This window comes from Pseudomonas sp. IT-232MI5, assembly GCF_949767845.1.
In the GTDB taxonomy this organism is placed as follows: Bacteria; Pseudomonadota; Gammaproteobacteria; order Pseudomonadales; family Pseudomonadaceae; genus Aquipseudomonas.
Window position 1 is genome coordinate 180439 of record NZ_CATKQE010000059.1, and the last position, 26639, is coordinate 207077.

Genomic DNA, 26639 nt, shown 5'->3' on the forward strand with positions numbered 1-26639 from the left:
TTTGTTTGCGGTTGGTATCAGCCAAACACACTATTGGAGTAAAGATATTGTCCAGACTCGCTGAATTTCGTGCAGCTGAAAAGGCCCTTCAGGAACAGCTCAAGCAGCTGGAATCGCTGAAGAACGATGCCGGGCTCAAGAAAGAAATCGAATTCGAAGAAAAGCTCCAGGGGCTGATGAAAACCTACGGCAAAGGCCTGAAAGACATCATCGCCATCCTCGATCCGAACCCGGCAAAATCCGGTCTGCAGACCTCTGCAGCGCCTAAAACCCGCCGCGCTCGCGTGGTCAAGGTTTATCACAACCCGCACACCGGTGAACTGATCGAAACCAAGGGCGGCAACCACCGCGGCCTGAAAGCCTGGAAGGAACAATACGGTGCTGCCACCGTTGACTCCTGGTTGCGCGGTTAATCCCTCGCCAACCAAAAAGCCCTGCATCATGCAGGGCTTTTTTATTGACAATATCTAACAAATGAAATGAATTTCATCGAAGAAGTTTCGAGTTTTCTGTAACGTTGCTGAGCCAGACGCCAAACATTTTGCTGCGCGATGTTACGATCATGACCCACGTTAAACTTTGTACTTAATCCCTTCGGGTATCTAACCTTCGCCGTGAAGAGTACAGCGGCTTAAAGTTTCAAGCTGTTTCTCGCCGCCACTATCTCGTCTGCGCTCGCCTTATAAACCTCAGCTTGCCCGGCGTAGGAAAGAACATAAGCCTTGTCCGCCTCTACCGCCGCTACCAGGGTTTGCGACAACACATGCCGACCGTTTTCGGTGATCGTGCAAGTGGTTTCCAGCGCCGACAAAGAACCCAGCGTCGCCGCATGCACTTTGTTGCAGACGCTTTGGTAGCCGCCCTGGAAGAAGTCTTTCTGTATCGACTTGCGCATTTCCAGCAGCACGCCCTGCAAATTGACCTGGTGGCCCTTCTCAACCTGAGTCATGGTCAATTCCATCACCATCACCTGATTGCCATTGGCATCATTCTTCACCGCTCGCTGACGGGAAACCTGTGCCGTCACCGGAGGCAGCGCCTCGACTTCCCAGCCGGCCGGCCAGGTGATGCTCGGTTCGTCCGCCGACGCGCACACCGCCACCAGCGACAAAAAAGAAAAAACAAACAGGGATTTGAACAGTCGGATCATTGCCGGGCGCACTCACAGATTGAGCGGTAAAGTCTGAGGCTCGCCCGCACGCAGGGCAAGCCTGCCCTTTCATTTGGCGATGCCGACAGGCATGCGTATCATTGCGCCCATTCACTCGCCCATAGTTATTGGAGGGCCCATGAGCCTGCACGAACTCAACACTTTCCCCGGCGTCACTGCCACCCCAGACAGCGCAACCCGCAACTTCGTCTTCAACCACACCATGTTGCGCGTCAAAGACATCACCCAATCCCTGGACTTCTACACTCGCGTGCTGGGTTTCTCGCTGGTTGAGAAGCGCGACTTCCCGGAAGCCGAGTTCAGCCTGTACTTCCTCGCGCTGGTCGACAAGGCACAGATCCCGGCTGACGCAGCGGCTCGCACCGAGTGGATGAAGTCGATTCCAGGCATTCTGGAACTGACTCACAACCACGGCACTGAGAACGACGCCGATTTCGCTTATCACAACGGCAATACCGACCCACGTGGTTTTGGCCATATCTGCATTTCGGTGCCGGATATTGTCTCGGCCTGTGCGCGTTTTGAAGAACTGGGCTGCGACTTCCAGAAGCGTCTGAGCGATGGCCGCATGAAAAGCCTGGCGTTCATCAAGGATCCGGATGGTTACTGGGTCGAGATTATTCAGCCTGCGCCGCTGTAAAAACAAAAGCCCCTCACCCTAGCCCTCTCCCTGGGGGAGAGGGAACTGATTGGGGGATATTGCAGAGTTACACCGACTTGAACGATTGGCGTTGAATCCATAATCGATTAGGTCTTACAAGTCGACGCACCACTTCTCGGCCGGCTCCCTCTCCCACAGGGAGAGGGGCTGATTGGGGGATATTGCGCAGGTTCACCGACTTTAACGGCTGGCGCTGTATCCATAATCGACTGGCGCTTTCAGGTCGATGGAAAACGCCAGACACCTCGGTCGGCCCCCTCTCCTTCGGGAGAGGGCTGGGGTGAGGGGCAGCTTTTCACGCGCAATAAAAAACCCATGATCGCTCATGGGTTTTTTCATTTCTGGCCCGGCAGTTACGCAGGAGCCGACGTGCGGATCAAATGATCAAAAGCGCTCAGCGAAGCCTTGGCGCCCTCGCCCACCGCAATCACGATCTGCTTGTACGGCACAGTGGTCACGTCACCCGCTGCAAAGATGCCTGGAATCGACGTTTCACCGCGGTTATCGACAATGATCTCGCCACGCGGCGACAGCTCGATGGTGCCCTTCAGCCAGTCAGTGTTCGGCAGCAAACCGATCTGCACGAAGATCCCTTCCAGCTCGACAGTGCGCAGCTCGTCAGTGTTGCGATCCTTGTAGCGCAGACCGTTGACCTTCTCGCCATTGCCGGTGACTTCAGTGGTTTGCGCACTGGTGATCACGGTGACGTTCGGCAGGCTGTGCAGCTTGCGTTGCAATACGGCGTCAGCACGCAGTTGTACGTCGAACTCCAGCAGCGTTACGTGCGACACGATCCCGGCCAGGTCGATGGCCGCTTCGACGCCGGAGTTACCGCCACCGATCACTGCCACGCGCTTGCCCTTGAACAATGGGCCGTCGCAGTGCGGGCAGTACGCCACGCCTTTGTTGCGGTATTCCTGCTCGCCCGGCACGTTCATTTCACGCCAGCGCGCACCGGTCGCCAGAATCACACTCTTGGCTTTGAGGGTTGCGCCGCTGGCGAAGCGGACTTCATGCAGCTCGCCGTTTTTGCCCGGGATCAGCTTGTCGGCGCGTTGCAGGTTCATGATGTCGACGTCGTACTGCTTGACGTGTTCTTCGAGTGCCGTGGCCAGTTTCGGTCCTTCGGTTTCCTGTACGGAAATGAAGTTCTCGATGGCCATGGTGTCGAGCACCTGACCGCCGAAACGCTCAGCCGCGACGCCGGTGCGGATGCCTTTACGTGCAGCGTAAATCGCTGCCGAAGCACCGGCCGGGCCACCGCCGACAACCAACACGTCGAAGGCCTCTTTAGCGCTGATCTTCTCGGCCTGACGCTCGATGGCGCCGGTGTCCAGTTTGGCGAGAATCTCTTCCAGGCCCATGCGGCCCTGGCCGAAGTTTTCACCGTTCAAGTAGATGCTAGGTACAGCCATGATCTTGCGATCGTTGACTTCGTCCTGGAACAACGCGCCGTCGATGGCGACGTGGCGGATGTTCGGATTGAGCACGACCATCAGGTTCAGCGCCTGGACCACGTCCGGGCAGTTCTGGCAAGACAGCGAGAAGTAAGTCTCGAAGCTGAACTGGCCTTTGAGCGAGCGGATCTGCTCGATCACTTCAACACTGGCTTTCGATGGGTGGCCGCCGACTTGCAGCAAGGCCAGCACCAGCGAAGTGAACTCGTGGCCCATCGGGATGCCGGCGAAACGCAGACTGATGTCAGCGCCCGGGCGATTGATCGAGAACGATGGCTTGCGTGTATCGTCACCGCTGTCGATCAAGGTAATTTGGCTCGAAAGACTGGCAACGTCTTTCAGCAGTTCCAGCATTTCACGGGATTTCGCACCGTCGTCGAGGGAGGCAACGATCTCGATCGGCTGGGTGACCCGTTCCAGGTACGATTTCAACTGGGCTTTAAGATTGGCGTCCAACATACGGGCGATTTCCTTTATTTGAGGCGAAAAAAAGCCCGAGCGAATCTCGCCCGGGCATTTTTATGGGGCGGTGCAGCTAACTTAAGTAGGTGCGGAGATCCGCCCCGAGTTGCGTGTCACAGACTTAGATCTTGCCGACCAGGTCCAGGGACGGTGCCAGAGTGGCCTCGCCTTCTTTCCACTTGGCTGGGCAAACTTCGCCTGGGTGAGCAGCAACGTACTGAGCGGCCTTGATCTTGCGCAGCAGCTCGGAAGCGTCACGGCCAACGCCGCCATCGTTCAGTTCAACGATTTTGATCTGGCCTTCAGGGTTGATCACGAAGGTGCCACGGTCAGCCAGACCAACTTCTTCGATCAGCACGTCGAAGTTGCGGGAGATGGCGTGGGTCGGGTCGCCGATCATGGTGTATTCGATTTTGCCGATGGCTGGCGAAGTGTTGTGCCAGGCAGCGTGGGCAAAGTGGGTGTCAGTGGACACGCTGTAGATTTCTACGCCGAGTTTCTGGAAAGCAGCGTAGTTGTCAGCCAGGTCTTCCAGCTCGGTTGGGCAAACGAAGGTGAAGTCGGCTGGGTAGAAGAATACGACCGACCACTTGCCTTTCAGGTCAGCGTCCGAGACTTGAACGAAGTCGCCGTTTTTGAACGCGGTAGCTTTGAACGGTTTTACTTGGCTGTTGATGATAGGCATTGATGACTCTCCGTCAGGGGTTATGAAGTTGATGGGTGAATCCTACCCACTCACTCGACGGATGGCTCATTGGCAAACCTGATGCTGCTGATTTGTTTTCGCTATTAGCTGACTGTATTAATAGAAGAAAACGATCTCTACGACGAAGCCGGTTTATCCGTAATCCGAGCCATTCCTTGGAATGGGCTGGCTTCAACATAGCGCATCGCGGACTTCATATCCTTCCAGCCGACGTAGCTCATCAACGACTTCAGATCCCAGCCACTTTGGTGTGCCCATGTGGCAAAGCCTCGGCGCAGCGAGTGGCTGGTGTAGTTTTCGGCGGCAATGCCCGCACGCTGCAACGCCTGGCGCAACAGAGGGATGATGCTGTTGGCGTGCAAGCCCTCCTCGTTCAGATTGCCCCAGCGGTCGATGCTACGAAAAACCGGGCCACGCACCAGCGCCGCCTCAGTGATCCAGTCGATGTAGGCCTGCACCGGACACAACTTGAGCAGCGCCGGCGCCTGATAGGTCTGGCCGAGGTTTTCCCGATCACCCTTGCTGCGTGGCAAATACAAGGTAATGCCTTTGCCGGCGTGCGCCTGTACATGCTCGATCTGCAAACGACACAACTCATCGCTGCGGAAGCCGCGCCAGAATCCCAGCAGGATCAAGGCGCGATCGCGGTAAGCCTTGAGCAGTAACGGGCGATCCTGTTGCTCTTTCGCGGTTTGCACCTCCTGCTCAAGCCAATCGATGACGCGCTGCAGATCCTGCAACTGCAACGGCTCGGCCTGTTTCTCTTGCGCCGGGTGCAGAGCGCGAATGCCTTTGAAGACCTTGCGCACCACTGGCGCCTTGGTCGGATCGGCAAACCCTTGGCTGTTGTGCCACTGCGCCAGCGCCGACAGACGCAGTTTCAGCGTATTGATCGACAGCTCTTCGGCGTGCGCTACCAGATACCGCGCGACGCTGTCGGCCGTGGCCGGCAAGAACCCGCCCCACTTCACTTCGAAATGCTCGATGGCCGCGCGATAGCTACGGCGGGTGTTGTCGCGGGTGGCCGCTTGCAGATAGCGATCCAGATCGCTCATGGGCTGTTTTCTCGCTGGCGTACAGATATGGGGATGCAGATGCGCATTTTGCCGCCTGACACTGGGTAATACCAGTATATCCCGCGTCTTGATTATCAAAGTTTTATGTTTATTTTTGAGATGGTACACTGCGCACTTTAGTGGCATGTACCACAGTACGTAACCGTAGGAGTTCACATGGCCCGTGGCGGCATTACCAAAGCACTGGTGCAGATCGCGCGCACAGCGATCCTCGCCCGTGGCGAACACCCGAGCATCGATGCAGTACGCATCGAAATGGGCAACACCGGCTCGAAAACCACGATCCATCGTTATTTGAAAGAGCTGGATGACGGCGCGCAGCCGGTTGAAGCCTCGGCGGAGCCCATCGATGACGAGTTGACCGCCCTCGTCTCTCGTCTCGCCCAGCGCCTCAAAGAACAGGCGCAAGAGCCCATCGAGCAGGCCCGTGAGCAGTTCGAGGAACAGCGCGAAGCACTGGAGTCGGAGCTGAAACAAACGCGCCAGGCGCTGGAAAAGCTCGAGCACGACCACGACATTCAAGGCGCCGCACTGGAGCGCGAGTCCGAAGCGCTGAACAACACGCGGTCAATGCTGCAAACCGAGCAAACCCGCAATGCCGGGCTGAATCAGGCACTGGCGGATTTTGAATTGCGCTTGCAGGACAAGGACGAGCAGATCCGCTCGCTGGAAGAAAAACACCTGCATGCCCGTGACGCGCTGGAGCACTACCGCAACGCCAGCAAAGAGCAGCGCGAGCAGGAACAGAGCCGCCACGAAGCGCAGGTGCAGCAGATTCAGGCCGAGCTGCGTCAGGCGCAGCAAAGTGCATTGGTCCGCCAGGACGAGATCACCCAACTGCACCGCGACAACGAACGCCTGCTCACGGAAAACCGTGGCACCCAGCGCGAACTGAGTTTGTTGCAGGATCAGCTCAAGCAGAGCAATCAGCGTCAGGATCAACTGCTCGAACAAGCGACGCGCGTCGACAGTGAGCGCACCCTCCTCCAAGAACGCTTGCGCGTAGCCACCCTGGAAAGCCAGACACTCAAACAGAGCGTCGAGGAGCAGACGCTGCTCAACCAGTCACTGGAAAAGGAATTGAACAAGGCCCAGGCAAGCCTGGAAGAAAGCCAGCGTCTGGCGCCCACCGTTGCGGCAGCGCCAGACTCAGCCAAACCGAAAGACGCTTAAGCGCCGACCGGCGTACGCATGGTGACGAACTCTTCGGCGGCCGTCGGGTGTACCCCGATCGTGTCGTCGAAGTCACGCTTGGTTGCGCCAGCCTTCAACGCTATCGCCAAACCCTGAACGATCTCGCCAGCGTCCGGGCCGACCATGTGGCAGCCGAGGACTTTGTCGGTCTTGCCGTCGACCACCAGCTTCATCAGCGTCTTCTCCTGGCACTCGGTCAGGGTCAGCTTCATCGGTCGGAAACGGCTCTCGAAGATCACCACATCATGACCCGCGTCGCGCGCTTCTTCCTCGGTCAAACCGACCGTGCCGATGTTCGGCAGGCTGAACACCGCCGTCGGGATCATCTTGTAATCCACCGGACGGTATTGCTCAGGTTTGAACAGACGACGCGCCACGGCCATACCTTCAGCCAATGCCACTGGCGTCAGTTGCACACGACCAATGACATCGCCCAGCGCCAGAATCGATGGCTCGCTGGTCTGGTACTGCTCGTCGACTTTGATGAAGCCTTTGTCGGTGAGCTGCACATCGGTGTTTCCCAGCCCCAGATTGTCGAGCATCGGACGTCGACCCGTGGCGTAGAAAATGCAATCCGCTTCCAGCACACGACCATCCTTGAGGGTCGCTTTCAAGCTGCCATCGGCCTGCTTGTCGATACGCGCGATGTCAGCATTGAACTGCAGATCCAGACCACGTTTGGTCAACTCTTCCTGCAAATGCTTGCGCACCGAACCATCGAAGCCGCGCAGGAACAGATCACCGCGATACAGCAGCGTGGTATTTGCACCGAGGCCGTGGAAAATCCCGGCGAATTCGACCGCGATATAACCGCCGCCCACCACCAGCACACGCTTTGGCAGCTCTTTGAGGAAGAACGCTTCATTGGAACCAATTGCGTGTTCGCGCCCCGGAATTTCCGGAATCTGCGGCCAGCCACCGGTGGCAATCAGGATGTTTTTCGCGGTGTAGCGCTCACCATTCACTTCAACCTCATGCGGGCCAACGATCTTCGCGTGCGCTTCATGCAAGGTCACGCCGCTGTTGACCAGCAGGTTGCGATAGATGCCGTTGAGGCGATTGATCTCGCGATCCTTGTTGGCGATCAGCGTCGCCCAATCGAAATTCGCCTCACCCAGGCTCCAGCCGAAACCGGACGCCTGCTCAAAGTCTTCGGCGAAATGCGCGCCGTACACCAGCAGCTTTTTCGGCACACAGCCGACATTGACGCAGGTCCCGCCCAGATAACGGCTCTCCGCCACCGCCACTTTCGCACCGAAACCGGCCGCAAAACGCGCAGCGCGCACACCGCCGGAACCGGCACCAATCACATAAAGGTCAAAATCGTAGGCCATTTCTATCTCCTCGGCAGGGGATCAGCATACCTGCAGACGCCCATTGGGCAAGCACTGCCAGTCATATGGGGGCGCAAAATGAAAAAACCCGCCGAAGCGGGTTTTTCTTACAGACCAATCAAGCGCTCTTAGTAAGCCTTGCCAGTCTTGTAGAAGTTCTCGAAGCAGAAGTTGGTCGCTTCGATGTAGCCTTCAGCGCCACCGCAGTCGAAACGCTTGCCTTTGAACTTGTAGGCCATGACGCAGCCGTTCTGGGCTTGTTTCATCAGGGCGTCGGTGATCTGGATTTCGCCGCCCTTGCCTGGCTCGGTCTGCTCGATCAGGTCGAAGATGTCCGGGGTCAGGATGTAACGACCGATGATTGCCAGGTTCGACGGCGCGTCTTCCGGCTTTGGCTTCTCGACCATGCTGTGCACGCGGTAGATGTCGTCGCGAATCATCTCGCCAGCGATAACGCCGTATTTGCTGGTTTCCTGCGGATCGACTTCCTGGATGGCGATGATCGAGCAGCGGAACTGCTTGTACAGCTTGACCATTTGGGTCAGTACGCCGTCGCCTTCGAGGTTGACGCACAGGTCATCCGCCAGAACCACGGCGAACGGTTCGTCGCCGATCAGCGGGCGGCCGGTCAGGATCGCGTGACCCAGGCCTTTCATTTCAGTTTGACGGGTGTAGGAGAACGAGCACTCGTCGAGCAGTTTGCGGATACCGACCAGGTATTTCTCTTTGTCGGTGCCTTTGATCTGGTTTTCCAGCTCGTAGCTGATGTCGAAGTGGTCTTCCAGAGCACGCTTGCCACGACCGGTGACGATGGAGATTTCCGTCAGGCCGGCATCCAGAGCTTCTTCAACGCCGTACTGGATCAGTGGCTTGTTTACCACCGGCAGCATTTCTTTAGGCATGGCTTTAGTCGCTGGCAGGAAGCGAGTACCGTAACCGGCTGCTGGGAACAAGCATTTCTTGATCATATAAGTCCTTGAAAGGGCTGTGTGTACGAGTTTCGGCGCAGTCTAATCAGGCGGCGTGCACCTTACAATGCCCCGCACTGGCTAACCGATGCCAACATAGAGAAATATTCTCGCCGATAGTTCCATCGGCATCCTGACGCAGCCAGATCAGCGTAGCTCATAGCTGTCGACAATCCGGATTACCATACGCTCATCGCCCCCCAATGCCAGCATTTGGCGGTATCATGGCGCCTTTGAACCAGCGAACGAGACAGATAGATGGCCGCGGTAAAAATCATCAACGGGTATGTGATCGACAAGAAAGACGGCAAGTGGACGCTGACCACCACCAATGGCGAACACATCGCCGGGCCTTTCGACAGCGAACAAATGGCCACCGATGTGGCTTCCGTATTCACGGACACTCCGGCATCGGCCAAGCGCCGCGGCAAAGATCAGGACTGATCAGTCCCGACACGCCCCAGCCCTGCCCTTGTGCAGGGCTTTTTTGTGCCCGCTGACAAACAAGTGGCCAAACGCTATAACCTTTTCACACCGGCGCTGTCAGAGCGTCTAGTCCCCCTTGCTGAAGACCCCGAACATGACTTTGAAAAAATGGCTGCCCCTGATAGCGGTATTGGCACTGGCCGGCTGCGCGACCTCCCAACCCACGTACCTGAACAACGGTGAACAGGGCCTGTCGATCGATTGCTCCGGCGAAGCCAACTCCTGGGCGACCTGCTATGAAAAAGCCGATGCGTCCTGTGCAGGCACCGGTTATCGCATCGTCGGCACTGACGGTACGCCTCAGCCCAAGGAAAGCGACAAAACGCTGGGAGTCGATGTCGGCAACTACAAGAACCGCAACGTTGTCGTGGTCTGCAAATAGACCTTACATATGAATTTCGGCGAATTTGATCCCGAGTCCGCGTACGACTTCGATCAGATCGTCGAGACGGTTGAACGACTCGACTTCGTCGTTTTCGTCGACCAGAAAATAACTGCGTCCGGCGCTCTTCTTGAAAAACACGATCCACTCCCCCGGATTCGCCGGGTTCTGGATGACATGGGTGGCAGAGATCAGGCCCTCTACGTGGCGCTCCCGTACTTGCTCTCGCTTCATCGCGACTCCAGAAATGAAAATGCCGTCACAGCATGACTGCGACGGCATCGTTGCTGATGACAATCAGTCTATCAGCCGGAAATACACGCATTGGCGGCGTTTCGCACATCACGCGGACGTACTGGCACATTCGACATGCGCTCATGCAACTTGATGCTGCTGCCGCCGGAGCGATCTTCGATATCAAATACCGCTGCCGCGCCGGTGGAAAATTTACCCGGGACGATCACCCGAACCCCGTCCTTGTGCGGCTGCATTTGCAGCGCACCGCGGCTGTCCGCCAGCTTCTCGGCCAGGCATTGGGCATATTCATGGGGTTTCTTGCCGGAGATTACGCTCACGGTCGGCAGCGTTTCATTGATTTCGGAAACACTCGCACAACCACCCACAGCCAGAATCAACGGTAGACACACCACACCCCACTTCATACAAAACCTCCGTTAAAGACCGTCCGACAGCACAAATGCCGTTTTTCTCCGGGGCCTTCTGCATTTAACCCGCATCCGATTGCGAATATCTGTTCAAAATTGTCAAACCAACGCCCGACGGCCAGATAATAACCCGTGCGGGCTGATAAACTGCGCGCAATTACAAGCTATCGTTTTGATTTTGTAGAAAAAGCCCTTCTGGAGGCGCCCATGAAATTCATTCACCAGCGCGAACACCTCAACGAAGACGACATCGTCGTCATCCAATGCTCGCAAATGTGCAACATCCGTCTGATGAACGACGCCAACTTCCGCAGCTTCAAAAACGGCGGCCGTCACACCTATCACGGCGGCGCCTTCGACACCTTTCCGGCCCGTATCACCGCGCCGAGCACCGGTTTCTGGAACATCACCATCGACACCGTCAACCGCCGTGCGATCAGCGTGACCCGCAAGCCGACGCTGACTCACTCGATCAAGATCATCCGCCGCTCCAGCACCAAACTCAGCTGACACAAGCCGTCCAACCAGAAAGGAATGCATGACCGTGGCCCAAACGACCAAATACGTCATCAAATACAAACTCAACGGTGAACGCCGCTTTGAGTTCGCGCAGCTGGAAAACGGCACTGCCGAAGAAGCCAAGGCTGCTTTGGATGCCCTTCACGGCCAGAGCGACGACGTGATCAGCGAGATCGCCGTCAGCAAAGCGCTGTAAGCATCGACAGGAATTCGACCGCAAGCGGCGGAGTGTTCTGCCGCGAGGCCCTGCCTAGACTGATTTTCTTCGACCAAGCGTCAAGGAGTCAGCATGTCGATGTCACCCTCTCGTCTGGATTCACTCGACTGGGCAAGCCTTGAGCGGCAACTGGATCAGGACGGCTACGCGATCGTCCGTTCGCTGCTGCTGACTAAAACCTGCGATCAATTGAGTGCGCTGTATCAGCAGACCGAACCGTTTCGTTCGCAGGTCATCATGGCCCGCCACGGTTTCGGTCGTGGCGAGTACAAATATTTTCGTTATCCCCTGCCGACACCCGTAGAACGCCTTCGCGGCGCGCTGTACCCGCGCCTGGTTGCCTTGGCCAATCGCTGGTACGAACGCATGAACCTGCCCGAGCGTTTTCCGCCGAGCCATGCCGAATTTCTTCAGCGCTGCCATGCCACCGGTCAATTACGCCCTACCCCGCTTCTTTTGCAGTACGGCGCGCAGGACTACAACTGCCTGCATCAGGACCTGTACGGCGAATCGGTGTTTCCGCTGCAAGTGGCGATACTTCTGTCAGAACCCGGGCAAGACTTCAGTGGGGGCGAATTCGTCCTCACCGAGCAGCGCCCGCGCATGCAGTCTCGCCCGCACGTACTCGATCTGACGAAAGGTGATGCGGTGATCTTTGTCGTGAACCAGCGCCCGGTCAAAGGCGTGCGCGGTGATTATCGGGTAACGATGCGCCACGGCGTCAGTCGCCTGCACAGTGGAAAAAGGCATACCCTAGGCATCATCTTTCACGACGCCACCTGACCTACATGCAACCGAACACTTTCGATCTGTTCGCCGATCATGAACCCGAGCAACGCCCCCGCGCCGAGCAGATTGGCGAGCAATCGTGGCTGCTGCATGGTTTCGCCCTGCCGCTGATCGAGCAGATCCTGCCGGCGCTGGATACGATTCTTGCCGCAGCGCCGTTGCGCCACATGGTCACGCCGGGTGGATTCAGCATGTCGGTGGGCACCAGCAGTTGCGGCGCTTTGGGCTGGATCACTGATCGCTATGGCTATCGTTATTCAGGCGTCGATCCGCTCAGTCATTTGCCATGGCCGCCAATGCCGGAAGTATTCGCGGCACTGGCGCACTCGGCAGCCGCGCAAGTCGGATTCGCTGACTTCAACGCTGATTCCTGCCTGATCAACCGCTATGTCGCCGGCGCCAAGATGTCATTGCACCAGGATAAAGACGAAAAGGCCTACAGTGCACCGATCGTTTCGCTGTCACTGGGGTTGCCGGCAATGTTCCTCTTCGGCGGTTTCAATCGCAGCGACAAGAGCCAGCGCATTGCCTTGCTGCATGGCGACATGGTGGTCTGGGGTGGCGTTGATCGCTTGCGTTTTCACGGTGTACTGCCGATCAAGCAAGGACGGCATCCGCGCCTGGGGGAACAGCGGATCAATCTGACCTTTCGCGTGGCCGGATAGTCTGCAAAAAATTTGACCGCAAGGCCCGGAGTGTTACGCCTTGCGACGCTGGTTAACCTGAATCAAACAGGTCAACGGACAAACCCTCATGAAAACGCTTTCGACTCCTTTCACGATTGAAACAGACCCACGCTGGGCCGCTGTGGTTGCGCGAGATTCACGGGCGGACGGGCAATTTGTCTACGCGGTGAAAACTACCGGCATCTACTGCCGCCCGAGCAGCCTTGCGCGCTTGCCGAAACCGCAGAACGTCGAGTTTTTCGATACCGCTGAACAGGCCGAGGCTGCCGGCTATCGGCCGAGCAAAAGAACCAGCAAGGATCAAAGTGATGTCGCCGCGCAGCATGCCGCGACCGTCGCCATTGCCTGCCGCCAAATCGAATCCGCCGAGACGTTGCCGGCGCTCAACGAACTGGCGCAAACCGCTGGCCTGAGTCCGTTTCACTTCCATCGTGTCTTCAAGGCCGCGACGGGGTTGACGCCCAAGGGCTACGCAACGGCGCATCGCTCGCGCAAAGTCCGTGAGCGCCTGGCAGACGGCGGCTCGGTAACCGATGCGCTGTATGACGCCGGTTTCAATTCCAATAGCCGTTTCTATGAATCAGCAGATCATTTGTTGGGGATGAAACCCGGCGACTATCGCGCGGCCGGGAAGAACAACGACATTCGCTTCGCCGTCGGCCAATGCTCGCTAGGAGCGATTCTGGTGGCGCAAAGCGAGCGCGGTGTGTGTGCGATTCTGCTGGGTGACGATCCGCATCAATTGGTGTGCGATCTGCAGGACCAGTTTCGTAAGGCCAACCTGATTGGCGCCGATAGCGGTTTCGAGCAATTGATCGCCAGAGTCGTGGGATTTATCGAAGCGCCGGCGATTGGCCTGGACCTGCCACTGGACGTGCGAGGCACGGCGTTTCAGGAACGCGTGTGGCAGGCGCTGCGGGAAATTCCGCTGGGCCAGACGGCCAGCTACGCCGAGATTGCCCAGCGCATTGGCGCACCGACATCCATGCGCGCGGTAGCCCAGGCCTGTGGGGCCAACCGTTTGGCGGTGGCGATCCCTTGCCACCGCGTGGTGCGCAGCGATGGCAATCTTTCGGGCTATCGCTGGGGCGTCGAGCGCAAACGTCAATTGCTTGAGCGCGAGACGCAGGCTTGACGGATGCCGAGGTCGATCGCGACTGACATTGTCAGCGATTAACGTCCACTACAACCCGCCCGCGAAGCTGTCCGGCAAGTAACTTCGGCGCCGCATCAATCGCCTCGTTCAGGCCGATTTCATGGCTGATCAATGCCAGCAAGGAGAAATCCAGATCCCTGGCCAGACGCTCCCACGCTTCGAGGCGGCGCGCCTTGGGCTGGGTCACGCTGTTGATGCCGGCCAGTGTCACACCACGCAAAATGAACGGTGCAACCGACGCCGGGAAATCCATGCCCTGCGCCAGACCACAGGCGGCGACGGTGCCTTCGGAGCGAGTGCTGGCGCAGGCATTGGCCAGCGTATGACTGCCTACCGAATCGATCACCGCTGCCCAGCGCTCTTTGGCCAGTGGCTTGCCGGGCGCTGACAAGGTCGCGCGGTCGATGATTTCAGTGGCGCCCAACTGCTTCAGATACTCATGCTCGGAAACACGGCCGGTCGATGCGACAACGCGGTAGCCGAGCTTGCTCAGCAAAGCGATGGCGAAACTGCCAACGCCACCGTTGGCCCCCGTGACCAACACTTCACCCTGATCCGGCGTCACGCCATTACGTTCGAGTGCCAGAATGCACAGCATCGCCGTATACCCGGCCGTACCGATGGCCATGGCTTGCGCTGCGGTGAAGGCTTTGGGCAAAGGAATCAGCCAGTCGCCATTGAGTCGCGCCTTCTGCGCCAGACCACCCCAGTGATTTTCGCCGACACCCCAGCCATTGAGCACCACCTGATCACCCACCTTATAGTCGGGGTGCGAACTGGCTTCTACGCTGCCCGCCAGGTCGATCCCCGGCACCATCGGAAACTTGCGTACCACCGGACTGCTGCCGGTAATCGCCAGCCCATCCTTGAAGTTCAGCGTGCTGTACGCAACAGCGACGGTGACATCGCCTTCGGGCAACTGATCTTCGTTGACTTGCTGCAGGCTGGCGCGATAACCGCTGTCGTCTTTGTCGATCACAATGGCGTTGAACATGACTGCCTCGTATGACTGTTTTCAGAATGTCGTGCCTTGAAATACCACATTGCAACACGCTGCCACATACGACTTTGTGCCAATCGGCGAATCCGCCGGGTGTTTCCAACACGGGCGACTATGCTTTTTCGACGGTCGTGGTTTCGCCGTTATTCCTTCAGAAATCGGCCTGTCGATGGAGCTGACAATGCCTTACCCGCGCTCGTTTCTCATGATGTTGATGCTGTGCCTGCTGACGTTCGGCAGTGCCTGGGCGGCACCGGCCGCTGAGACCCCGAGCGAGCCGACCTGGCCGCAAGTGATCAGCAGCGGCAAAGCGAAGCTGACTGTCTATCAGCCGCAACTCGACAGTTGGGACGGCTACACCCTCAATGCTCGTGCGGCGGTTGAAGCCACCAACGCCGATGGCAAATCAACCTACGGCATTGTGCAGTTCAGCGCGCATACGCTGGTCGACAAGGCCACGCGCTGGGTCGCGCTGGATCAGTACAAAATCATCAAAGCCGATTTCCCGGCCGATGCCAGTCAAGCCGACACTTGGATCGCAGCCCTGCAGAAGGACGCCGACAACCGCAAGAAAACCATTTCGCTGGATCAACTGGAAGCGGCTGTCGGCGTTCTGTCAGCCGAGCAGAAAACTGACAACGCGCCGCTGGAAAACACTCCGCCGACCATCATCAGTTCTGACGTACCCGCCCTGCTCGTCTATATCGATGGCGATGCGGCCTACCGATCGGTGGACGGCACGGCGCTGCAGCGGGTGATCAATACTCGCCCGCTGTTGTTGAAAGACGCGCAGGGCAAACATTATCTGCACGTCTTTGATGGCTGGATGGTCGCGGACCAGATCAATGGCGCGTATACCCGCCTGGCCACACCGTTTGCCGAACTGGAAAAAGCCAAACAGGCCGCCATTCAGAGCCGGCAAGTCGATCTGCTGACCGGACAAAGCGACCCGAAAGACAAAATCCCCAGCCTGGCGAGGTCACCACAACCAAAGATTTTTGTCGCGACCACGCCCACTGAACTACTGGTCACTGACGGCGCAGCGCAATGGACGCCCATTCAGGGCACCGGTTTGCTGTATGTCAGCAATACCACCGGGCACATCTTCAAGGAGATCGGTGACCAGAACAGCTATGTGCTGATCTCCGGGCGCTGGTTTCGCGCCACCGATATGAATGGCCCGTGGACGTTTACCCCGGCAGACAAGCTGCCGGCAGATTTCGCCAACATTCCCGATGACAGCCCGAAGGAAAACGTCAAAGCTTCGGTCGCCGGCACGCCGCAAGCCAAAGAGGCCGCCATTGCTGCGACTATTCCACAGACGTCGGCGATCAAAAAAAGCGCGGTGAAAATGACCGCGCCACAGTTCGATGGCGAGCCGCAACTCAAAGCCATCAACACCACGACGCTGCAATATGTGGTCAACAGCGCTACGCCCATTATCCGAGTCGACAACGACAGCTGGTACGCCGTGGAAAACGGTATCTGGTTCACCGCTCCCGGTGTGAACGGCCCGTGGGTTGTCGCCAGTTCCGTGCCAGCGGTGATCTATTCGATCCCGCCGAGCTCGCCCATGCATTACCTCACGTACGTCAAGGTCTACGAGTCCAGCGGCGATACCGTGGTGGTCGGCTACACGCCGGGTTATCAGGGTTCAAATCTTGATCCGAACACGGGCGTCGTGGTGTATGGCACCGGTTATCCCTACACGCCCTGGGTGGGCAGCGTCTGGTATGGCCCGCCGGTGACTTACGGTTTCGGCGTCGCCATCCGCTATACACCGTGGACGGGCTGGACTTTCGGTTTCGGTTTTGGCTGGAGCTGGGGCGGCAGCACCGTGGCGATGGGTTGGGGCTGGGGCGCGTACCCGTGGAGGGGCAATTACGGTTGGGGTTATGCCTGGGGGCCGCACCTGTACCCGGCGCCACTGGCCTGGGGTGGCGCCGCTTACGGCTATCGCGGTGGCGCGGTGGCCTGGGGACCTGGCGGCTGGGCCGGCACAACCGGCAACCTCTATCATCAGTGGGGTGACCGGGCCACGGTCAGCCGCTATGGCGCGGGCTACAACGCCTGGACCGGCAATCGCTGGGCCGGCCAGGTCGGTGCTTCCTACAACTCACGCACGGGCGTCGCGGCTGCCGGTCAACGCGGTGCCGTGCACAACGTCTACACCGGCAATTACGCAGCCGGACGCAGCGGCGCGGCAGTCGGACCGAACGGTGGTGCCATTGCCGGCGAAAGGGTCACCGCCGGCAATGCGCGTAACGGCACGCAGGTCACCGCCAATCGTGGCGCCGTGTACAACCCCAACACCGGCAACACCACTCAATATGGCGGGATTCGCGGGCGCAATGGCGGCGCTGCACGCGTGGGCGACAACGTTTACGCAGGACGCGACGGCAACGTCTACAAAAAGACCGACAACGGCTGGCAATCGATGGTCGGGGGCGCGACTCGCACTGCCCCGGTCAATAACAATGCGCAATTGCAGAACCTCAACCGTGACTCCGCTGCGCGCAACTTCGGCAACCAGCGCACCAACAACTTTCACAACTCTTCGCAATTCATGAATCACTCGTTTGGCGGCGGTGGAGGCGGCGGATTTCATCGACGCTGAAAAACTGCACGGGTTGTTCTGAATTTCGAACTGGCTGCGGATCCGGTTTTGCTGTTAAAAAACCGGCTCTGCCTTTCATAGTTTGGAGTACAGCCTTATGAGCCAATGGCCAGACACGCGCATTGTTGACCTGCTCGGCATTGAACTGCCGATCATCCAGGGCCCGATGGCCGGTGCGACGAATTCGTCCATGGTCATCGCCGTGTGCAATGCCGGTGGCCTGGGTTCGATGCCGGCGGCGATGCTGAGCATCGAGCAATTGCGCGAAGAGCTGAAGACCATCCGCCAACACACCGACAAGCCCTTCAACGTCAACTTCTTCTGCCATCAGCCACCGCCGGCCGATGAGCAGCGCGCGCGTGAATGGAAGCATTTGCTGGAACCGTACTACCGCGAACTGGGCGCCGATTTCGACGCACCGACGCCGGTGTCGAACCGAGCACCGTTCGATGCGGCTGCCTGCGCAGTGCTGGAAGAATTTCGACCTGAGGTTGTGAGTTTCCACTTCGGTCTGCCAGAGAAATCCCTGCTGGATCGGGTCAAGGCGACCGGGGCGAAAATTCTGTCCTCGGCCACCACTGTCGATGAAGCGATCTGGCTGGAGCAGAACGGTTGCGACGCGATCATCGCCATGGGCTACGAGGCCGGCGGCCATCGCGGCATGTTTCTCAGCGATGATCTGAGCAGTCAGGTCGGCACGTTTGCCCTGGTGCCTCAGGTGGTCGATGCGGTGAAAGTGCCGGTGATTGCTGCCGGGGCCATCGCCGATGCTCGCGGTGTGGCAGCGGCATTCTTGTTGGGCGCTTCAGCAGTGCAGGTCGGCACAGCCTATCTGTTCACGCCGGAAGCGAAAGTCAGCGCCGCTCACCACAAAGCACTGCGCACCGCCAAAGAGAGCGAAACAGCGATCACCAATATTTTCACCGGGCGACCAGCGCGGGGTATTCTCAACCGCGTCATGCGCGAGCTGGGTCCGATGTCGTCGAAGGCACCGGCATTTCCCTTGGCCGGTGGTGCACTGATGCCACTGCGAGCGATCAACGAAACAGAGTTTGCCAACCTCTGGGCCGGTCAGGCATTCACTCTCGGTAAAGACATCGGCAGCGCTGAGCTGACCCGGCAATTGGCCGAAGGTGCATTGGCAAAACTCACTCGCCAGTGACGCTAACCAGAGTGAGGATTCAAGCATCCTCACTCTGCTTTTAAGCAACGCTTCCCGTTTGGCGGCATTTCGCTATATATTTCGCTATATAGCGAATTCACCCCCTCGCATCGGCGCAGTCCACGTCCAACAAAAGCGCCCTCTGCACTCGCCAACACGGAGCTGTTACATGACCATTCGTGCCCCACGTTTTGCCCCTACCTGCCTGGCCTCTTTACTCGCCGTCCTCGCCATTGGCGCTGCTCAGGCTGATGAGGTGCAGGTGGCGGTTGCAGCCAACTTCACCGCGCCGATCCAGGCCATCGCCGCCGATTTTGAGAAAGACACCGGGCACAAATTGGTGGCTGCTTATGGCGCCACTGGCCAGTTCTACACCCAGATCAAGAACGGCGCGCCGTTCGAAGTGTTCCTCTCCGCTGACGACACCACCCCGGAAAAACTCGAAAAAGAAGGCGACACCGTCAAAGGTTCGCGCTTCACTTACGCCATCGGCACTCTGGCGCTGTGGTCGGCGAAAGAAGGTTATGTCGATGCAAAGGGCGAGGTGCTGAAAAACAACGAGTACCAGCACCTGTCCATCGCCAACCCGAAAGCGGCTCCCTACGGCCTCGCAGCCACACAAGTGCTGGAAAAACTCAAACTGACCGAAACCACCAAAGCCAAGATCGTTGAAGGCCAGAACATTACTCAGGCCTACCAATTCGTTTCGACCGGCAACGCCGAGTTGGGTTTTGTCGCCCTGTCGCAAATTTTCAAGGACGGCAAAGTCAGCAGCGGTTCGGCATGGATCGTCCCTGCGAGCATGCACGACCCGATCAAGCAAGACGCCGTGATCCTCAATAAAGGCAAAGACAACGCCGCTGCCAAAGCCTTGGTTGAATACCTCAAAGGCCCGAAAGCCGCTGCGGTAATCAAGTCTTACGGATACCAGCTGTAAATGTCGCTGACGAGTGCCGATTTCGCGGCGATCTGGCTGACCCTGAAACTGGCGTCCCTGACCACCGCGATCCTGCTGGTTGTCGGCACTCCGATTGCCCTTTGGCTGTCGCGCACCCGTTCGTGGTTGCGCGGCCCGATCGGCGCCATCGTCGCCCTGCCCCTTGTGTTGCCACCGACCGTCATCGGTTTCTATCTGTTGCTGATGATGGGCCCGCACGGGTTTCTCGGCCAATTCACCCAATTGCTGGGTCTGGGCACCCTGACTTTCAGCTTCACAGGCCTGGTGATCGGTTCGGTGATCTATTCCATGCCGTTCGTGGTGCAACCGTTGCAAAACGCGTTCTCGGCGATCGGCACCCGCCCACTGGAAGTCGCCGCTACCCTGCGAGCCAACCCGTGGGACACTTTTTTCAGCGTGATTGTGCCGCTCGCGCGCCCCGGCTTTATCACCGCAGCTATTCTTGGCTTCGCCCATACCGTCGGCGAATTCGGCGTGGTGCTGATGATTGGCGGCAACATTCCCGACAAGACCCGCGTGGTTTCCGTACAAATCTACGACCACGTCGAAGCGATGGAATACGCACAGGCGCACTGGCTGGCCGGGGCGATGCTGGTGTTCTCGTTTCTGGTGTTGCTGGCGCTGTACTCCAGTCGCAAAACCCGCGCAGGCTGGAGCTGAGTGATGATTGATGTACGTCTTAACATTGCCTACTCGGGCTTCAGCCTCGACGTCGACCTGAACTTGCCGGGGCGTGGCGTGACCGCGCTTTATGGGCATTCCGGCTCGGGTAAAACCACCTGCCTGCGCTGTATCGCCGGGCTTGAGCGCGCCGAACAAGGCTTTATTCGGATCAACGACGAAATCTGGCAGGACAGCGCCAACGGCATTTTCGTCCCGCCGCACAAACGTGCGCTCGGCTATGTGTTTCAAGAAGCCAGCCTGTTCCCCCACCTGTCGGTGCTGGCCAATCTGCAGTTCGGCCTCAAGCGTATCGCCAGATCCCAGCGTCGGGTCGACATGGCGCAGGCCACCGAGCTCTTGGGCATCGGTCATCTGCTCGAACGCCATCCGCAGCACTTGTCGGGGGGCGAACGCCAGCGAGTCGGTATCGCCCGCGCGTTGCTGACCAGCCCGAAGCTGCTATTGATGGACGAGCCATTGGCGGCGCTCGACAGTCAGCGCAAAAGTGAAATCCTGCCTTACCTGCAACGCCTGCATGACGAGCTGGATATTCCGCTGCTGTACGTCAGTCATGCCCAGGATGAAGTCGCACGGCTGGCCGATCATCTGGTCTTGCTCAGCGAAGGCAAGGCGCTGGCCAGCGGCCCGATCGGCGAAACCCTTGCGCGTCTGGACCTGCCGATGGCGATGGGCGATGACGCGGGTGTAATTATTGAAGGCCAGGTCAGTGCTTACGATGCGGAGTATCAATTGCTGAGTCTGCAATTGCCGGCCACCGACATGAGCATCCGTGTCACGCACGCGCCGATGGCAGTGGGTCAGGCCCTGCGTTGCAAGGTACACGCACGCGATATCAGCCTGACCCTGCACAACAGCGAGGTCAGCAGCATTCTCAATCGACTGCCGGTGACGGTGGTCAGCGAACAATCGGCAGACAACGCCGCTCACGTGCTGATTCGTCTCGATGCCGGCGGCACCCCGCTGCTCGCGCGCATCACGCGCTACTCCAGAGATCAGTTGGGCGTACATCCGGGCCAGTCATTGTGGGCGCAGATCAAAGCGGTCGCGGTTCTCGCCTGAATCATTCGGCACGACGGCAACGGCGCGCGGTCAATCGTTTTACAGACCGCCGCGCCATTGAAGGAAACCGCCATGCCCGACACCGAGCTGATTGCCGAACTGCCCTCCGATCTGCATTACGTCGATGACACCCAGCCCGGTATCACCCGCAAGAAGCTGCGCGGCAAGTTCAGCTACTTCGAACCGTCAGGTCAGCGCATAACCGACACCGACGAAATCAAACGCATCAATGCCCTCGCCGTGCCGCCCGCCTACACCGACGTGTGGATCTGCGCGGACCCGCGTGGCCACCTGCAAGCCACCGGCCGTGATGCCCGTGGCCGCAAGCAATATCGTTATCACGCTCGCTGGCGCGAAGTGCGCGATGCCGACAAGTATTCACGCCTGCGCGAGTTTGGTCTGGCGTTGCCAAAATTGCGCAAACAACTGGAGGCACTGTTGGACGCACCCGGTTTCAGTCGTGACAAGGTCATGGCCACAGTGATCACGCTGCTCGACGCCACACTGATTCGCGTCGGCAACACGCAATACGCCCGCGACAATCGTTCCTACGGCCTGACCACCCTGCGCAGCCGACATGTCGAGGTCAACGGCAGCGCGATCCTGTTCCAGTTTCGCGGCAAAAGCGGTATCGAACACCAGATCACCGTCAAGGATCGACGCCTGGCCCGCATCATCAAACGTTGCCTGGAGATTCCCGGGCAGAACCTGTTTCAGTACCTGGATGAAAACGGCGAACGACATACCGTCAGCTCTTCCGACGTCAACGCCTACCTGCAAACCCTGACCGGCGCCGATTTCACCGCCAAGGATTACCGCACTTGGGCGGGCAGTGCCTTGGCGCTGGCGGTGTTGCGCGAGTTGCAATGGGAATCCGAGACGGAGGCCAAGCGGCATGTGGTGGAGATGGTCAAAGGCGTCGCCAAGCAATTGGGCAACACCCCGGCGGTGTGCCGCAAGTGCTACATCCACCCCGCGGTGGTGGAGAAATTCATGCTCGGCGCCCTCGCTGAACTGCCCCGGCCGCGTGTGCGCAAGGGCCTGCGTGCCGAGGAAGTGGCATTGGCGATGTTTCTCGAACAAATGAGCGAGATGACCGAAGCCCCTTGATCCACGGCAAAACGTCATCTAGGCTAGCGACCTTCTCCTCCTCCCCGGACGACCGCAGAAGTGAACAATCCAGCCTTCTAAAAATGTAATCGCGACAGGCCGCTCTCGGCGCTTGTCAGTGTTCACGACATTTTTTGGAGGTGCCGATGACTCACGTCTCGCGTACAGCCGCACTCGTTTCCCTGAATCAACTGGGCTTTCAGTTCGCCAATGGCGCAACGCTTTTCGAAGCCCTGAACCTGAACTTCGATGGTCAACCGACCGCTATCGTCGGGCGCAATGGTGTCGGCAAGAGTGTGCTCGCACGTTTGATTGCCGGGCATTTGCAGCCTGATTTCGGCAGCGTGGCACGTTCAGCGTCCGCGCACTATGTCGCGCAAACCTTGGTCACCACACATGGACAACCGTAGCTGACGCCACAGGAACAGCCACGGTGCTCCGCGCACTGGAGCGACTGCAACTCGGTTGTGCCACAAGCGAAGATTTCGATCTCATCGGCGAACGTTGGGACCTGAGCGAACGCTTGCGTCAAATGCTTGATGAGACCGGGATGAGCGATATCACCGCGACGGACCTGACCGAAAACCTCAGCGGTGGCCAGCAAGCCAGAATTGCCTTGATCGGCGCGTTGCTGAGTCAGGCGCAATTGCTCGTCCTCGACGAACCCACCAATCACCTCGACACTGCCGGTCGACAGTGGCTGATGAGCGCACTTGATCGCTGGCAGGGCGGACTGATTGTCGTCAGCCATGACCGGCAACTACTGGAGCACATGCAGCGAATCGTCGAACTTACACCGCTGGGGGCAACTGTTTTCAGCGGAAGATTTTCGGCCTTCACCGAGCAGCGCCGGATACATCAACAAGCCGCGCAGGCACAACTCGATCAGGCCCGTACCGAGCGTCAGCGCGAACGCACGCGACTGCAACGCGAGCACGATACGATTCAACGCCACGCGGCTGGCAGCCGGCGCAATGCGCAAACTGCCAACGTTTCTGCCTTCGAACGGGCGGCGATGAAAGCGGCCGCGCGGGACATCACGGGGCAAACAAAGGTTGGCCATCAGGCACGCAAATCCGAACTGGATGAACGCGTTCGTGAGGCTTACGCCAAGGTCCCGCTGGACGACGGTGTGCTGATCAATTTGCCGGGCAGCGTGGTTCCAGATAATCGCCGGGTGTGCACACTCGTCGACGCCTGTTTGCCATGGTTGTCGGCAGACGCGCCCAGCTCTCGGCTTGACCTCGCCATTCAAGGGCCGATGCGCATTGCTGTCAGCGGTCCTAACGGTTGCGGCAAATCAACGCTGTTGAGATTGCTGGCTGGCGAGTGGGCACCCGTGAGTGGCGAGTGCATCACCCATGTGCCTTTTGCCTTTCTCGATCAACAGCTGAAACTGCTGGATCCCGATGCATCTATTGTCGATCAATTGTTGACACAGCAGACGCCTTTGAGCGAAGGGACGCTGCGCAGTTACCTCGCTCAACTGCAACTGGATGCGCAGCGTGTCACCCGACCTTGCGCCTCACTCAGTGGAGGTGAACGCTTGAAAGCCGCGCTCGCGCTGGCGCTGTGGCGCCAGACACCCGCACAACTACTGCTGCTGGATGAGCCCACCAATCATTTGGACCTGGCGTCGGTGCAGGCCTTCGAACAAGCCTTGCGGACATTTCCCGGAGCGATTATCACGGTGTCCCACGATCAGGCGTTTCTAGAGGCGTTAAACCCAAGCCATCATTTGACTTGGCACCGCGAAGGCTGGCGCTGGCAACCGACGAGCTGAGCTGTCTATTTTTTGCACGATTGCCAAGGGCTTCTATAGTTGATCTGACACGAATCAGCTGCGGTGACGCCATGGAAGACATTTTCGTCGTGAAGCGTTGCAACAAGATCATCATTCACGGTCGACGCGCCGGAGACAGTCAACATGATCCCGCCGAAGCCACTGGCTGGTTTCGCATCTGCGACACTCGCACCGGCGGTTTTATCGGCGACGGCTTCGACGCAGAGCAGGACGCGCAGCGCGAATGCAGGCGTCTCAACGCAGTCAGTTCCCCACTACCGGCCCGCGCGCCGTCCGGCTGATGCCGATCAGAAGCGGGTCTATACTGAAACCAGCTGAAGGAGCAGCACCCCACGGCAGAAGGCTCGCAACACGCGGGCTTTTTGCTGCAGCTCAGGTTTCATAGAACGGAGGTGTTCCATGTCCGAAAAAGAGTCCATCACCACCCTCCTCACCCTGCTCGACGCTCGGCAAGCGCGCCTCGCGGCCGCCTGCAAAGAGATCGCCGACTGGGTCGACCACCAAGGCGGACATCCAACCGCCCTGCGCATCCGTGACCGGCTGAACGACATCGAGAAAGATGCTCCGCTGATTCGCAATACGCTGTCGGCGCTCAAACCCCTTGATCGGCCACTGCCTCGGTTCAGATGACCTCGACCCGGCCAGGGTTTTAGGAATTTGCTCATTAGCGGTGACACATGGGTCACCGCGCATGTGTCTGGCCGCTATGTTTCTTTTTCCAGTTTTTCACATGACCAATACATCCGCGCGACTACAGTGAAATCACTCCTTTGCAAAGTAACGCCCTCACCCGCCCGCATGCGGGTGTTTTTTTGCCAATGCCCAAACGGCGAACGGTTGCAGTTCGTAAGTTGTCATAACTTATACATGTCGCAAAGGAGACAGTCATGGTTACCCATTTCAGCGTCGACGGGCATCTGGCCTGCGGCCACAAAGGCAAACAACTGTCGGCAAGTCGCGAACTCAATCGCGTGAAGTGCCGCAGTTGCCGCAATACCGATGCCTACAAGCAGGCACGAAAGGATCAGCGCAACGCCACCCGCCGCATGGCCCGTCAGGCCAAAACCTTGCACGGCGCAACAAATTGGCGCGCAGAGTGGATCGAGCGCCTGACCGCCATGGCCGGCCTTCAGCGCTTGCCTCGCGGCTTTAGCGGGCAAGCATTCGTCTAGCAGCGCGTATAAGCAAGGCACAAAAAAGGCCTGCATGAGAAGACTCATGCAGGCCTTTAATATTCAAGGTGCCGCGCGGCGTTGTCCGAACATCCACATCGACTCAATCCCGCCAATCTGGAGAGCCTCGCTTTAGCACAAATGAGGCACCGAAGGATGAACATACGTTCATCGAAAACATGGCTCGATGCGTCTAGGCTGCGGGTTCCGACATAGTGACTACAGGAGTAACCCACCATGTTCTCGCACGAAAGCATCCCGCTTGTTGCCATCTTCATCATCATGCTCATAGGCGTGCTTACCGCCTTCCTACACCCGGTGCACGCGATCTTCAGCTGGCTTCGGAGACGGATTGAAAGATCTTCCTCTCGCTCTTCGAAAGAAGTGGATTCGCGCTGAATTTTCCCCGACGAGCCCGGATACGTCCGGGCTTCTTATTCGTAACGCCTGCAAACTGCCGATAGCAGCCAACGGCCTCCACACACCTCTGCCTGCAAGCCCAAGGGATGGGATTGCACCGACTTCAGCGCGCTTACGACCTGGATTGCGACCCGGAAACAAACAAGGGTTTGCATCAGCTTTCGCCCGCAAACCCTTGATTCAAGATGGTGCCCGAAGCCGGAATCGAACCGGCACGCCCTTACGAGCGGGGGATTTTAAGTCCCATGCGTCTACCAGTTTCGCCATTCGGGCGGTAGCGCGGTGTTGCTGTCTTCTGCTGCGCGGTAGCGATCCTGACAGGATCCAGCCTTGAACAGTAGTGCGGGAAATATATACATCACTTCCCGGTGAAGCAAGTTCGCAATGGCCGTTTTTCAAGACTAAATCTTGCAGCGCAGTGCAAATAAAAAAGCTCCGTAAATCATGGATCTACGGAGCTTGTTTATAGTGGAGGCCGAGGTCGGAATCGAACCGGCGTAGGTGGATTTGCAATCCACTGCATAACCATTTTGCTACTCGGCCTCAAAGTATTTGCTGTCAGTAGCACAACAACAAACACTGTACAAATTGGAGCGGGAAACGAGACTCGAACTCGCGACCCCGACCTTGGCAAGGTCGTGCTCTACCAACTGAGCTATTCCCGCTTGGTGATGCGCATTCTATAGAATTAAGAAGCTCCGTCAACCCCTTGATTCAAAAAAGT

Annotated in this window: 28 protein-coding genes, 3 tRNA genes and 1 pseudogene; 20 read left to right on the forward strand and 12 right to left on the reverse strand. The window is 58.3% G+C overall.

Annotation, left to right across the window (positions count from 1 at the left end):
- Nucleotides 1-47: 47 nt before the first annotated feature.
- Nucleotides 48-413, forward strand: coding sequence for a histone-like nucleoid-structuring protein, MvaT/MvaU family (locus ACM6JQ_RS25690; protein WP_007912217.1), 366 nt, complete (start codon nt 48-50; stop codon nt 411-413).
- Nucleotides 414-631: 218 nt separating this feature from the next.
- Here ACM6JQ_RS25690 and ACM6JQ_RS25695 read toward each other — a convergent pair whose 3' ends face one another.
- The gene (locus tag ACM6JQ_RS25695; RefSeq protein WP_007912218.1) at nt 632-1150 is read right to left on the reverse strand and encodes a DUF4946 domain-containing protein; all 519 of its coding nucleotides are present in this window, start codon (nt 1148-1150) and stop codon (nt 632-634) included.
- Between the two features lie 139 nt (nt 1151-1289).
- Here ACM6JQ_RS25695 and gloA point away from each other — a divergent pair, with 139 nt between their 5' ends.
- Nucleotides 1290-1811 (forward strand): lactoylglutathione lyase, encoded by a 522-nt coding sequence (gloA, locus tag ACM6JQ_RS25700; RefSeq protein ID WP_007912219.1) that lies wholly within the window; start codon nt 1290-1292, stop codon nt 1809-1811.
- 374 nt (nt 1812-2185) lie between these two features.
- On the opposite strand, the gene ahpF is transcribed toward gloA, so the two are convergent.
- The 3 genes from ahpF to ACM6JQ_RS25715 form a co-directional block, all read right to left on the reverse strand.
- The gene (gene ahpF, locus ACM6JQ_RS25705) at nt 2186-3748 is read right to left on the reverse strand and encodes an alkyl hydroperoxide reductase subunit F (protein ID WP_414894896.1); all 1563 of its coding nucleotides are present in this window, start codon (nt 3746-3748) and stop codon (nt 2186-2188) included.
- Between the two features lie 124 nt (nt 3749-3872).
- Nucleotides 3873-4436, reverse strand: coding sequence for an alkyl hydroperoxide reductase subunit C (gene ahpC / locus ACM6JQ_RS25710; protein WP_007912224.1), 564 nt, complete (start codon nt 4434-4436; stop codon nt 3873-3875).
- 137 nt (nt 4437-4573) lie between these two features.
- Nucleotides 4574-5512 carry a site-specific integrase gene (locus ACM6JQ_RS25715; protein WP_095113342.1) on the reverse strand — a complete coding sequence of 313 codons (939 nt, stop codon included), beginning with the start codon at nt 5510-5512 and terminating at the stop codon, nt 4574-4576.
- A 177-nt stretch (nt 5513-5689) separates the two neighbouring features.
- On the opposite strand from ACM6JQ_RS25715, the gene ACM6JQ_RS25720 reads away from it, so the two are divergent.
- Nucleotides 5690-6706 (forward strand): DNA-binding protein, encoded by a 1017-nt coding sequence (locus ACM6JQ_RS25720; protein WP_414894897.1) that lies wholly within the window; start codon nt 5690-5692, stop codon nt 6704-6706.
- Here ACM6JQ_RS25720 and gorA read toward each other — a convergent pair.
- A complete protein-coding gene (gene gorA, locus ACM6JQ_RS25725; RefSeq protein ID WP_414894898.1) occupies nt 6703-8061 on the reverse strand; it encodes a glutathione-disulfide reductase in 1359 nt (452 codons plus the stop codon). The genes ACM6JQ_RS25720 and gorA overlap by 4 nt on opposite strands.
- 128 nt (nt 8062-8189) lie before the next feature.
- Entirely contained in the window at nt 8190-9029 is an 840-nt protein-coding gene (galU, locus tag ACM6JQ_RS25730) for a UTP--glucose-1-phosphate uridylyltransferase GalU (protein WP_007912230.1), read from the reverse strand.
- A 258-nt stretch (nt 9030-9287) separates the two neighbouring features.
- Between galU and ACM6JQ_RS25735 the strand changes: the two genes are divergently transcribed.
- Both ACM6JQ_RS25735 and ACM6JQ_RS25740 read left to right on the forward strand, forming a co-directional pair.
- A complete protein-coding gene (locus ACM6JQ_RS25735) occupies nt 9288-9473 on the forward strand; it encodes a hypothetical protein (protein ID WP_007912238.1) in 186 nt (61 codons plus the stop codon).
- 136 nt (nt 9474-9609) lie between these two features.
- Nucleotides 9610-9897 (forward strand): lipoprotein, encoded by a 288-nt coding sequence (locus tag ACM6JQ_RS25740; protein ID WP_042704992.1) that lies wholly within the window; start codon nt 9610-9612, stop codon nt 9895-9897.
- 3 nt (nt 9898-9900) lie between these two features.
- Here the strand turns inward: ACM6JQ_RS25740 and ACM6JQ_RS25745 are convergent, their stop codons facing one another.
- Nucleotides 9901-10131 carry a hypothetical protein gene (locus tag ACM6JQ_RS25745; RefSeq protein WP_007912247.1) on the reverse strand — a complete coding sequence of 77 codons (231 nt, stop codon included), beginning with the start codon at nt 10129-10131 and terminating at the stop codon, nt 9901-9903.
- A 71-nt stretch (nt 10132-10202) separates the two neighbouring features.
- Nucleotides 10203-10559, reverse strand: a complete 357-nt coding sequence (locus ACM6JQ_RS25750) for a hypothetical protein (protein WP_007912249.1) — start codon at nt 10557-10559, stop codon at nt 10203-10205.
- 210 nt (nt 10560-10769) lie between these two features.
- Between ACM6JQ_RS25750 and ACM6JQ_RS25755 the strand changes: the two genes are divergently transcribed.
- From ACM6JQ_RS25755 to ada, 5 genes are all read left to right on the forward strand, one after another.
- Nucleotides 10770-11072 (forward strand): DUF1883 domain-containing protein, encoded by a 303-nt coding sequence (locus ACM6JQ_RS25755; RefSeq protein ID WP_007912251.1) that lies wholly within the window; start codon nt 10770-10772, stop codon nt 11070-11072.
- A 28-nt stretch (nt 11073-11100) separates the two neighbouring features.
- Nucleotides 11101-11277 carry a hypothetical protein gene (locus ACM6JQ_RS25760; protein WP_007912252.1) on the forward strand — a complete coding sequence of 59 codons (177 nt, stop codon included), beginning with the start codon at nt 11101-11103 and terminating at the stop codon, nt 11275-11277.
- Between the two features lie 93 nt (nt 11278-11370).
- Entirely contained in the window at nt 11371-12081 is a 711-nt protein-coding gene (locus ACM6JQ_RS25765; RefSeq protein WP_414894899.1) for a 2OG-Fe(II) oxygenase, read from the forward strand.
- A gap of 5 nt (nt 12082-12086) precedes the next feature.
- Entirely contained in the window at nt 12087-12752 is a 666-nt protein-coding gene (gene alkB / locus ACM6JQ_RS25770) for a DNA oxidative demethylase AlkB (protein WP_414894900.1), read from the forward strand.
- A gap of 88 nt (nt 12753-12840) precedes the next feature.
- Complete coding sequence (ada, locus tag ACM6JQ_RS25775; RefSeq protein ID WP_007912258.1) at nt 12841-13908, forward strand: bifunctional DNA-binding transcriptional regulator/O6-methylguanine-DNA methyltransferase Ada; 1068 nt, start codon at nt 12841-12843, stop codon at nt 13906-13908.
- Nucleotides 13909-13939: 31 nt separating this feature from the next.
- Here the strand turns inward: ada and ACM6JQ_RS25780 are convergent, their stop codons facing one another.
- The gene (locus tag ACM6JQ_RS25780; protein WP_123375108.1) at nt 13940-14923 is read right to left on the reverse strand and encodes an MDR family oxidoreductase; all 984 of its coding nucleotides are present in this window, start codon (nt 14921-14923) and stop codon (nt 13940-13942) included.
- Between the two features lie 187 nt (nt 14924-15110).
- Here ACM6JQ_RS25780 and ACM6JQ_RS25785 point away from each other — a divergent pair, with 187 nt between their 5' ends.
- The 10 genes and pseudogenes from ACM6JQ_RS25785 to ACM6JQ_RS25830 all read left to right on the forward strand — a co-directional run bounded on the left by ACM6JQ_RS25785 (nt 15111) and on the right by ACM6JQ_RS25830 (nt 25495).
- Nucleotides 15111-17546, forward strand: a complete 2436-nt coding sequence (locus ACM6JQ_RS25785; RefSeq protein WP_414894901.1) for an autotransporter — start codon at nt 15111-15113, stop codon at nt 17544-17546.
- Between the two features lie 97 nt (nt 17547-17643).
- Nucleotides 17644-18708, forward strand: coding sequence for an NAD(P)H-dependent flavin oxidoreductase (locus ACM6JQ_RS25790; RefSeq protein ID WP_414894902.1), 1065 nt, complete (start codon nt 17644-17646; stop codon nt 18706-18708).
- 169 nt (nt 18709-18877) lie between these two features.
- Nucleotides 18878-19645, forward strand: a complete 768-nt coding sequence (modA, locus tag ACM6JQ_RS25795; RefSeq protein ID WP_414894903.1) for a molybdate ABC transporter substrate-binding protein — start codon at nt 18878-18880, stop codon at nt 19643-19645.
- On the forward strand, nt 19646-20326 hold the full coding sequence (gene modB / locus ACM6JQ_RS25800) for a molybdate ABC transporter permease subunit (protein WP_414894904.1): 681 nt from the start codon (nt 19646-19648) through the stop codon (nt 20324-20326).
- A 3-nt stretch (nt 20327-20329) separates the two neighbouring features.
- Nucleotides 20330-21409 (forward strand): molybdenum ABC transporter ATP-binding protein, encoded by a 1080-nt coding sequence (gene modC, locus ACM6JQ_RS25805; protein ID WP_007912268.1) that lies wholly within the window; start codon nt 20330-20332, stop codon nt 21407-21409.
- A 72-nt stretch (nt 21410-21481) separates the two neighbouring features.
- Nucleotides 21482-22519, forward strand: a complete 1038-nt coding sequence (locus ACM6JQ_RS25810; RefSeq protein ID WP_123375104.1) for a DNA topoisomerase IB — start codon at nt 21482-21484, stop codon at nt 22517-22519.
- 146 nt (nt 22520-22665) lie between these two features.
- A pseudogene (locus ACM6JQ_RS25815) lies at nt 22666-24302 on the forward strand (ATP-binding cassette domain-containing protein).
- Between the two features lie 71 nt (nt 24303-24373).
- Entirely contained in the window at nt 24374-24604 is a 231-nt protein-coding gene (locus tag ACM6JQ_RS25820) for a hypothetical protein (protein ID WP_123375102.1), read from the forward strand.
- A 118-nt stretch (nt 24605-24722) separates the two neighbouring features.
- Complete coding sequence (locus ACM6JQ_RS25825; RefSeq protein ID WP_007912278.1) at nt 24723-24953, forward strand: hypothetical protein; 231 nt, start codon at nt 24723-24725, stop codon at nt 24951-24953.
- 257 nt (nt 24954-25210) lie between these two features.
- Nucleotides 25211-25495, forward strand: a complete 285-nt coding sequence (locus ACM6JQ_RS25830; protein WP_414894905.1) for a hypothetical protein — start codon at nt 25211-25213, stop codon at nt 25493-25495.
- Between the two features lie 606 nt (nt 25496-26101).
- On the opposite strand, the gene ACM6JQ_RS25835 is transcribed toward ACM6JQ_RS25830, so the two are convergent.
- The 3 genes from ACM6JQ_RS25835 to ACM6JQ_RS25845 all read right to left on the reverse strand — a co-directional run bounded on the left by ACM6JQ_RS25835 (nt 26102) and on the right by ACM6JQ_RS25845 (nt 26580).
- A tRNA-Leu gene (locus ACM6JQ_RS25835) sits at nt 26102-26188 on the reverse strand.
- A 196-nt stretch (nt 26189-26384) separates the two neighbouring features.
- Nucleotides 26385-26458 (reverse strand) — tRNA-Cys (locus ACM6JQ_RS25840).
- Nucleotides 26459-26504: 46 nt separating this feature from the next.
- Nucleotides 26505-26580: transfer RNA gene (locus ACM6JQ_RS25845), tRNA-Gly, on the reverse strand.
- Between the last annotated feature and the right edge of the window lie 59 nt (nt 26581-26639).

Excerpts from the sequence above, each read along its gene's own strand:
- ACM6JQ_RS25695 (WP_007912218.1), bottom strand. The coding sequence starts at position 1,150 with ATGATCCGACTGTTCAAATCCCTGTTTGTTTTTTCTTTTTTGTCGCTG.
- gloA (WP_007912219.1), top strand. The coding sequence starts at position 1,290 with ATGAGCCTGCACGAACTCAACACTTTCCCCGGCGTCACTGCCACCCCA.
- ahpF (WP_414894896.1), bottom strand. The coding sequence starts at position 3,748 with ATGTTGGACGCCAATCTTAAAGCCCAGTTGAAATCGTACCTGGAACGG.
- ahpC (WP_007912224.1), bottom strand. The coding sequence starts at position 4,436 with ATGCCTATCATCAACAGCCAAGTAAAACCGTTCAAAGCTACCGCGTTC.
- ACM6JQ_RS25715 (WP_095113342.1), bottom strand. The coding sequence starts at position 5,512 with ATGAGCGATCTGGATCGCTATCTGCAAGCGGCCACCCGCGACAACACC.
- ACM6JQ_RS25720 (WP_414894897.1), top strand. The coding sequence starts at position 5,690 with ATGGCCCGTGGCGGCATTACCAAAGCACTGGTGCAGATCGCGCGCACA.
- gorA (WP_414894898.1), bottom strand. The coding sequence starts at position 8,061 with ATGGCCTACGATTTTGACCTTTATGTGATTGGTGCCGGTTCCGGCGGT.
- galU (WP_007912230.1), bottom strand. The coding sequence starts at position 9,029 with ATGATCAAGAAATGCTTGTTCCCAGCAGCCGGTTACGGTACTCGCTTC.
- ACM6JQ_RS25735 (WP_007912238.1), top strand. The coding sequence starts at position 9,288 with ATGGCCGCGGTAAAAATCATCAACGGGTATGTGATCGACAAGAAAGAC.
- ACM6JQ_RS25740 (WP_042704992.1), top strand. The coding sequence starts at position 9,610 with ATGACTTTGAAAAAATGGCTGCCCCTGATAGCGGTATTGGCACTGGCC.
- ACM6JQ_RS25745 (WP_007912247.1), bottom strand. The coding sequence starts at position 10,131 with ATGAAGCGAGAGCAAGTACGGGAGCGCCACGTAGAGGGCCTGATCTCT.
- ACM6JQ_RS25750 (WP_007912249.1), bottom strand. The coding sequence starts at position 10,559 with ATGAAGTGGGGTGTGGTGTGTCTACCGTTGATTCTGGCTGTGGGTGGT.
- ACM6JQ_RS25755 (WP_007912251.1), top strand. The coding sequence starts at position 10,770 with ATGAAATTCATTCACCAGCGCGAACACCTCAACGAAGACGACATCGTC.
- ACM6JQ_RS25760 (WP_007912252.1), top strand. The coding sequence starts at position 11,101 with ATGACCGTGGCCCAAACGACCAAATACGTCATCAAATACAAACTCAAC.
- ACM6JQ_RS25765 (WP_414894899.1), top strand. The coding sequence starts at position 11,371 with ATGTCGATGTCACCCTCTCGTCTGGATTCACTCGACTGGGCAAGCCTT.
- alkB (WP_414894900.1), top strand. The coding sequence starts at position 12,087 with ATGCAACCGAACACTTTCGATCTGTTCGCCGATCATGAACCCGAGCAA.
- ada (WP_007912258.1), top strand. The coding sequence starts at position 12,841 with ATGAAAACGCTTTCGACTCCTTTCACGATTGAAACAGACCCACGCTGG.
- ACM6JQ_RS25780 (WP_123375108.1), bottom strand. The coding sequence starts at position 14,923 with ATGTTCAACGCCATTGTGATCGACAAAGACGACAGCGGTTATCGCGCC.
- ACM6JQ_RS25785 (WP_414894901.1), top strand. The coding sequence starts at position 15,111 with ATGCCTTACCCGCGCTCGTTTCTCATGATGTTGATGCTGTGCCTGCTG.
- ACM6JQ_RS25790 (WP_414894902.1), top strand. The coding sequence starts at position 17,644 with ATGAGCCAATGGCCAGACACGCGCATTGTTGACCTGCTCGGCATTGAA.
- modA (WP_414894903.1), top strand. The coding sequence starts at position 18,878 with ATGACCATTCGTGCCCCACGTTTTGCCCCTACCTGCCTGGCCTCTTTA.
- modB (WP_414894904.1), top strand. The coding sequence starts at position 19,646 with ATGTCGCTGACGAGTGCCGATTTCGCGGCGATCTGGCTGACCCTGAAA.
- modC (WP_007912268.1), top strand. The coding sequence starts at position 20,330 with ATGATTGATGTACGTCTTAACATTGCCTACTCGGGCTTCAGCCTCGAC.
- ACM6JQ_RS25810 (WP_123375104.1), top strand. The coding sequence starts at position 21,482 with ATGCCCGACACCGAGCTGATTGCCGAACTGCCCTCCGATCTGCATTAC.
- ACM6JQ_RS25820 (WP_123375102.1), top strand. The coding sequence starts at position 24,374 with ATGGAAGACATTTTCGTCGTGAAGCGTTGCAACAAGATCATCATTCAC.
- ACM6JQ_RS25825 (WP_007912278.1), top strand. The coding sequence starts at position 24,723 with ATGTCCGAAAAAGAGTCCATCACCACCCTCCTCACCCTGCTCGACGCT.
- ACM6JQ_RS25830 (WP_414894905.1), top strand. The coding sequence starts at position 25,211 with ATGGTTACCCATTTCAGCGTCGACGGGCATCTGGCCTGCGGCCACAAA.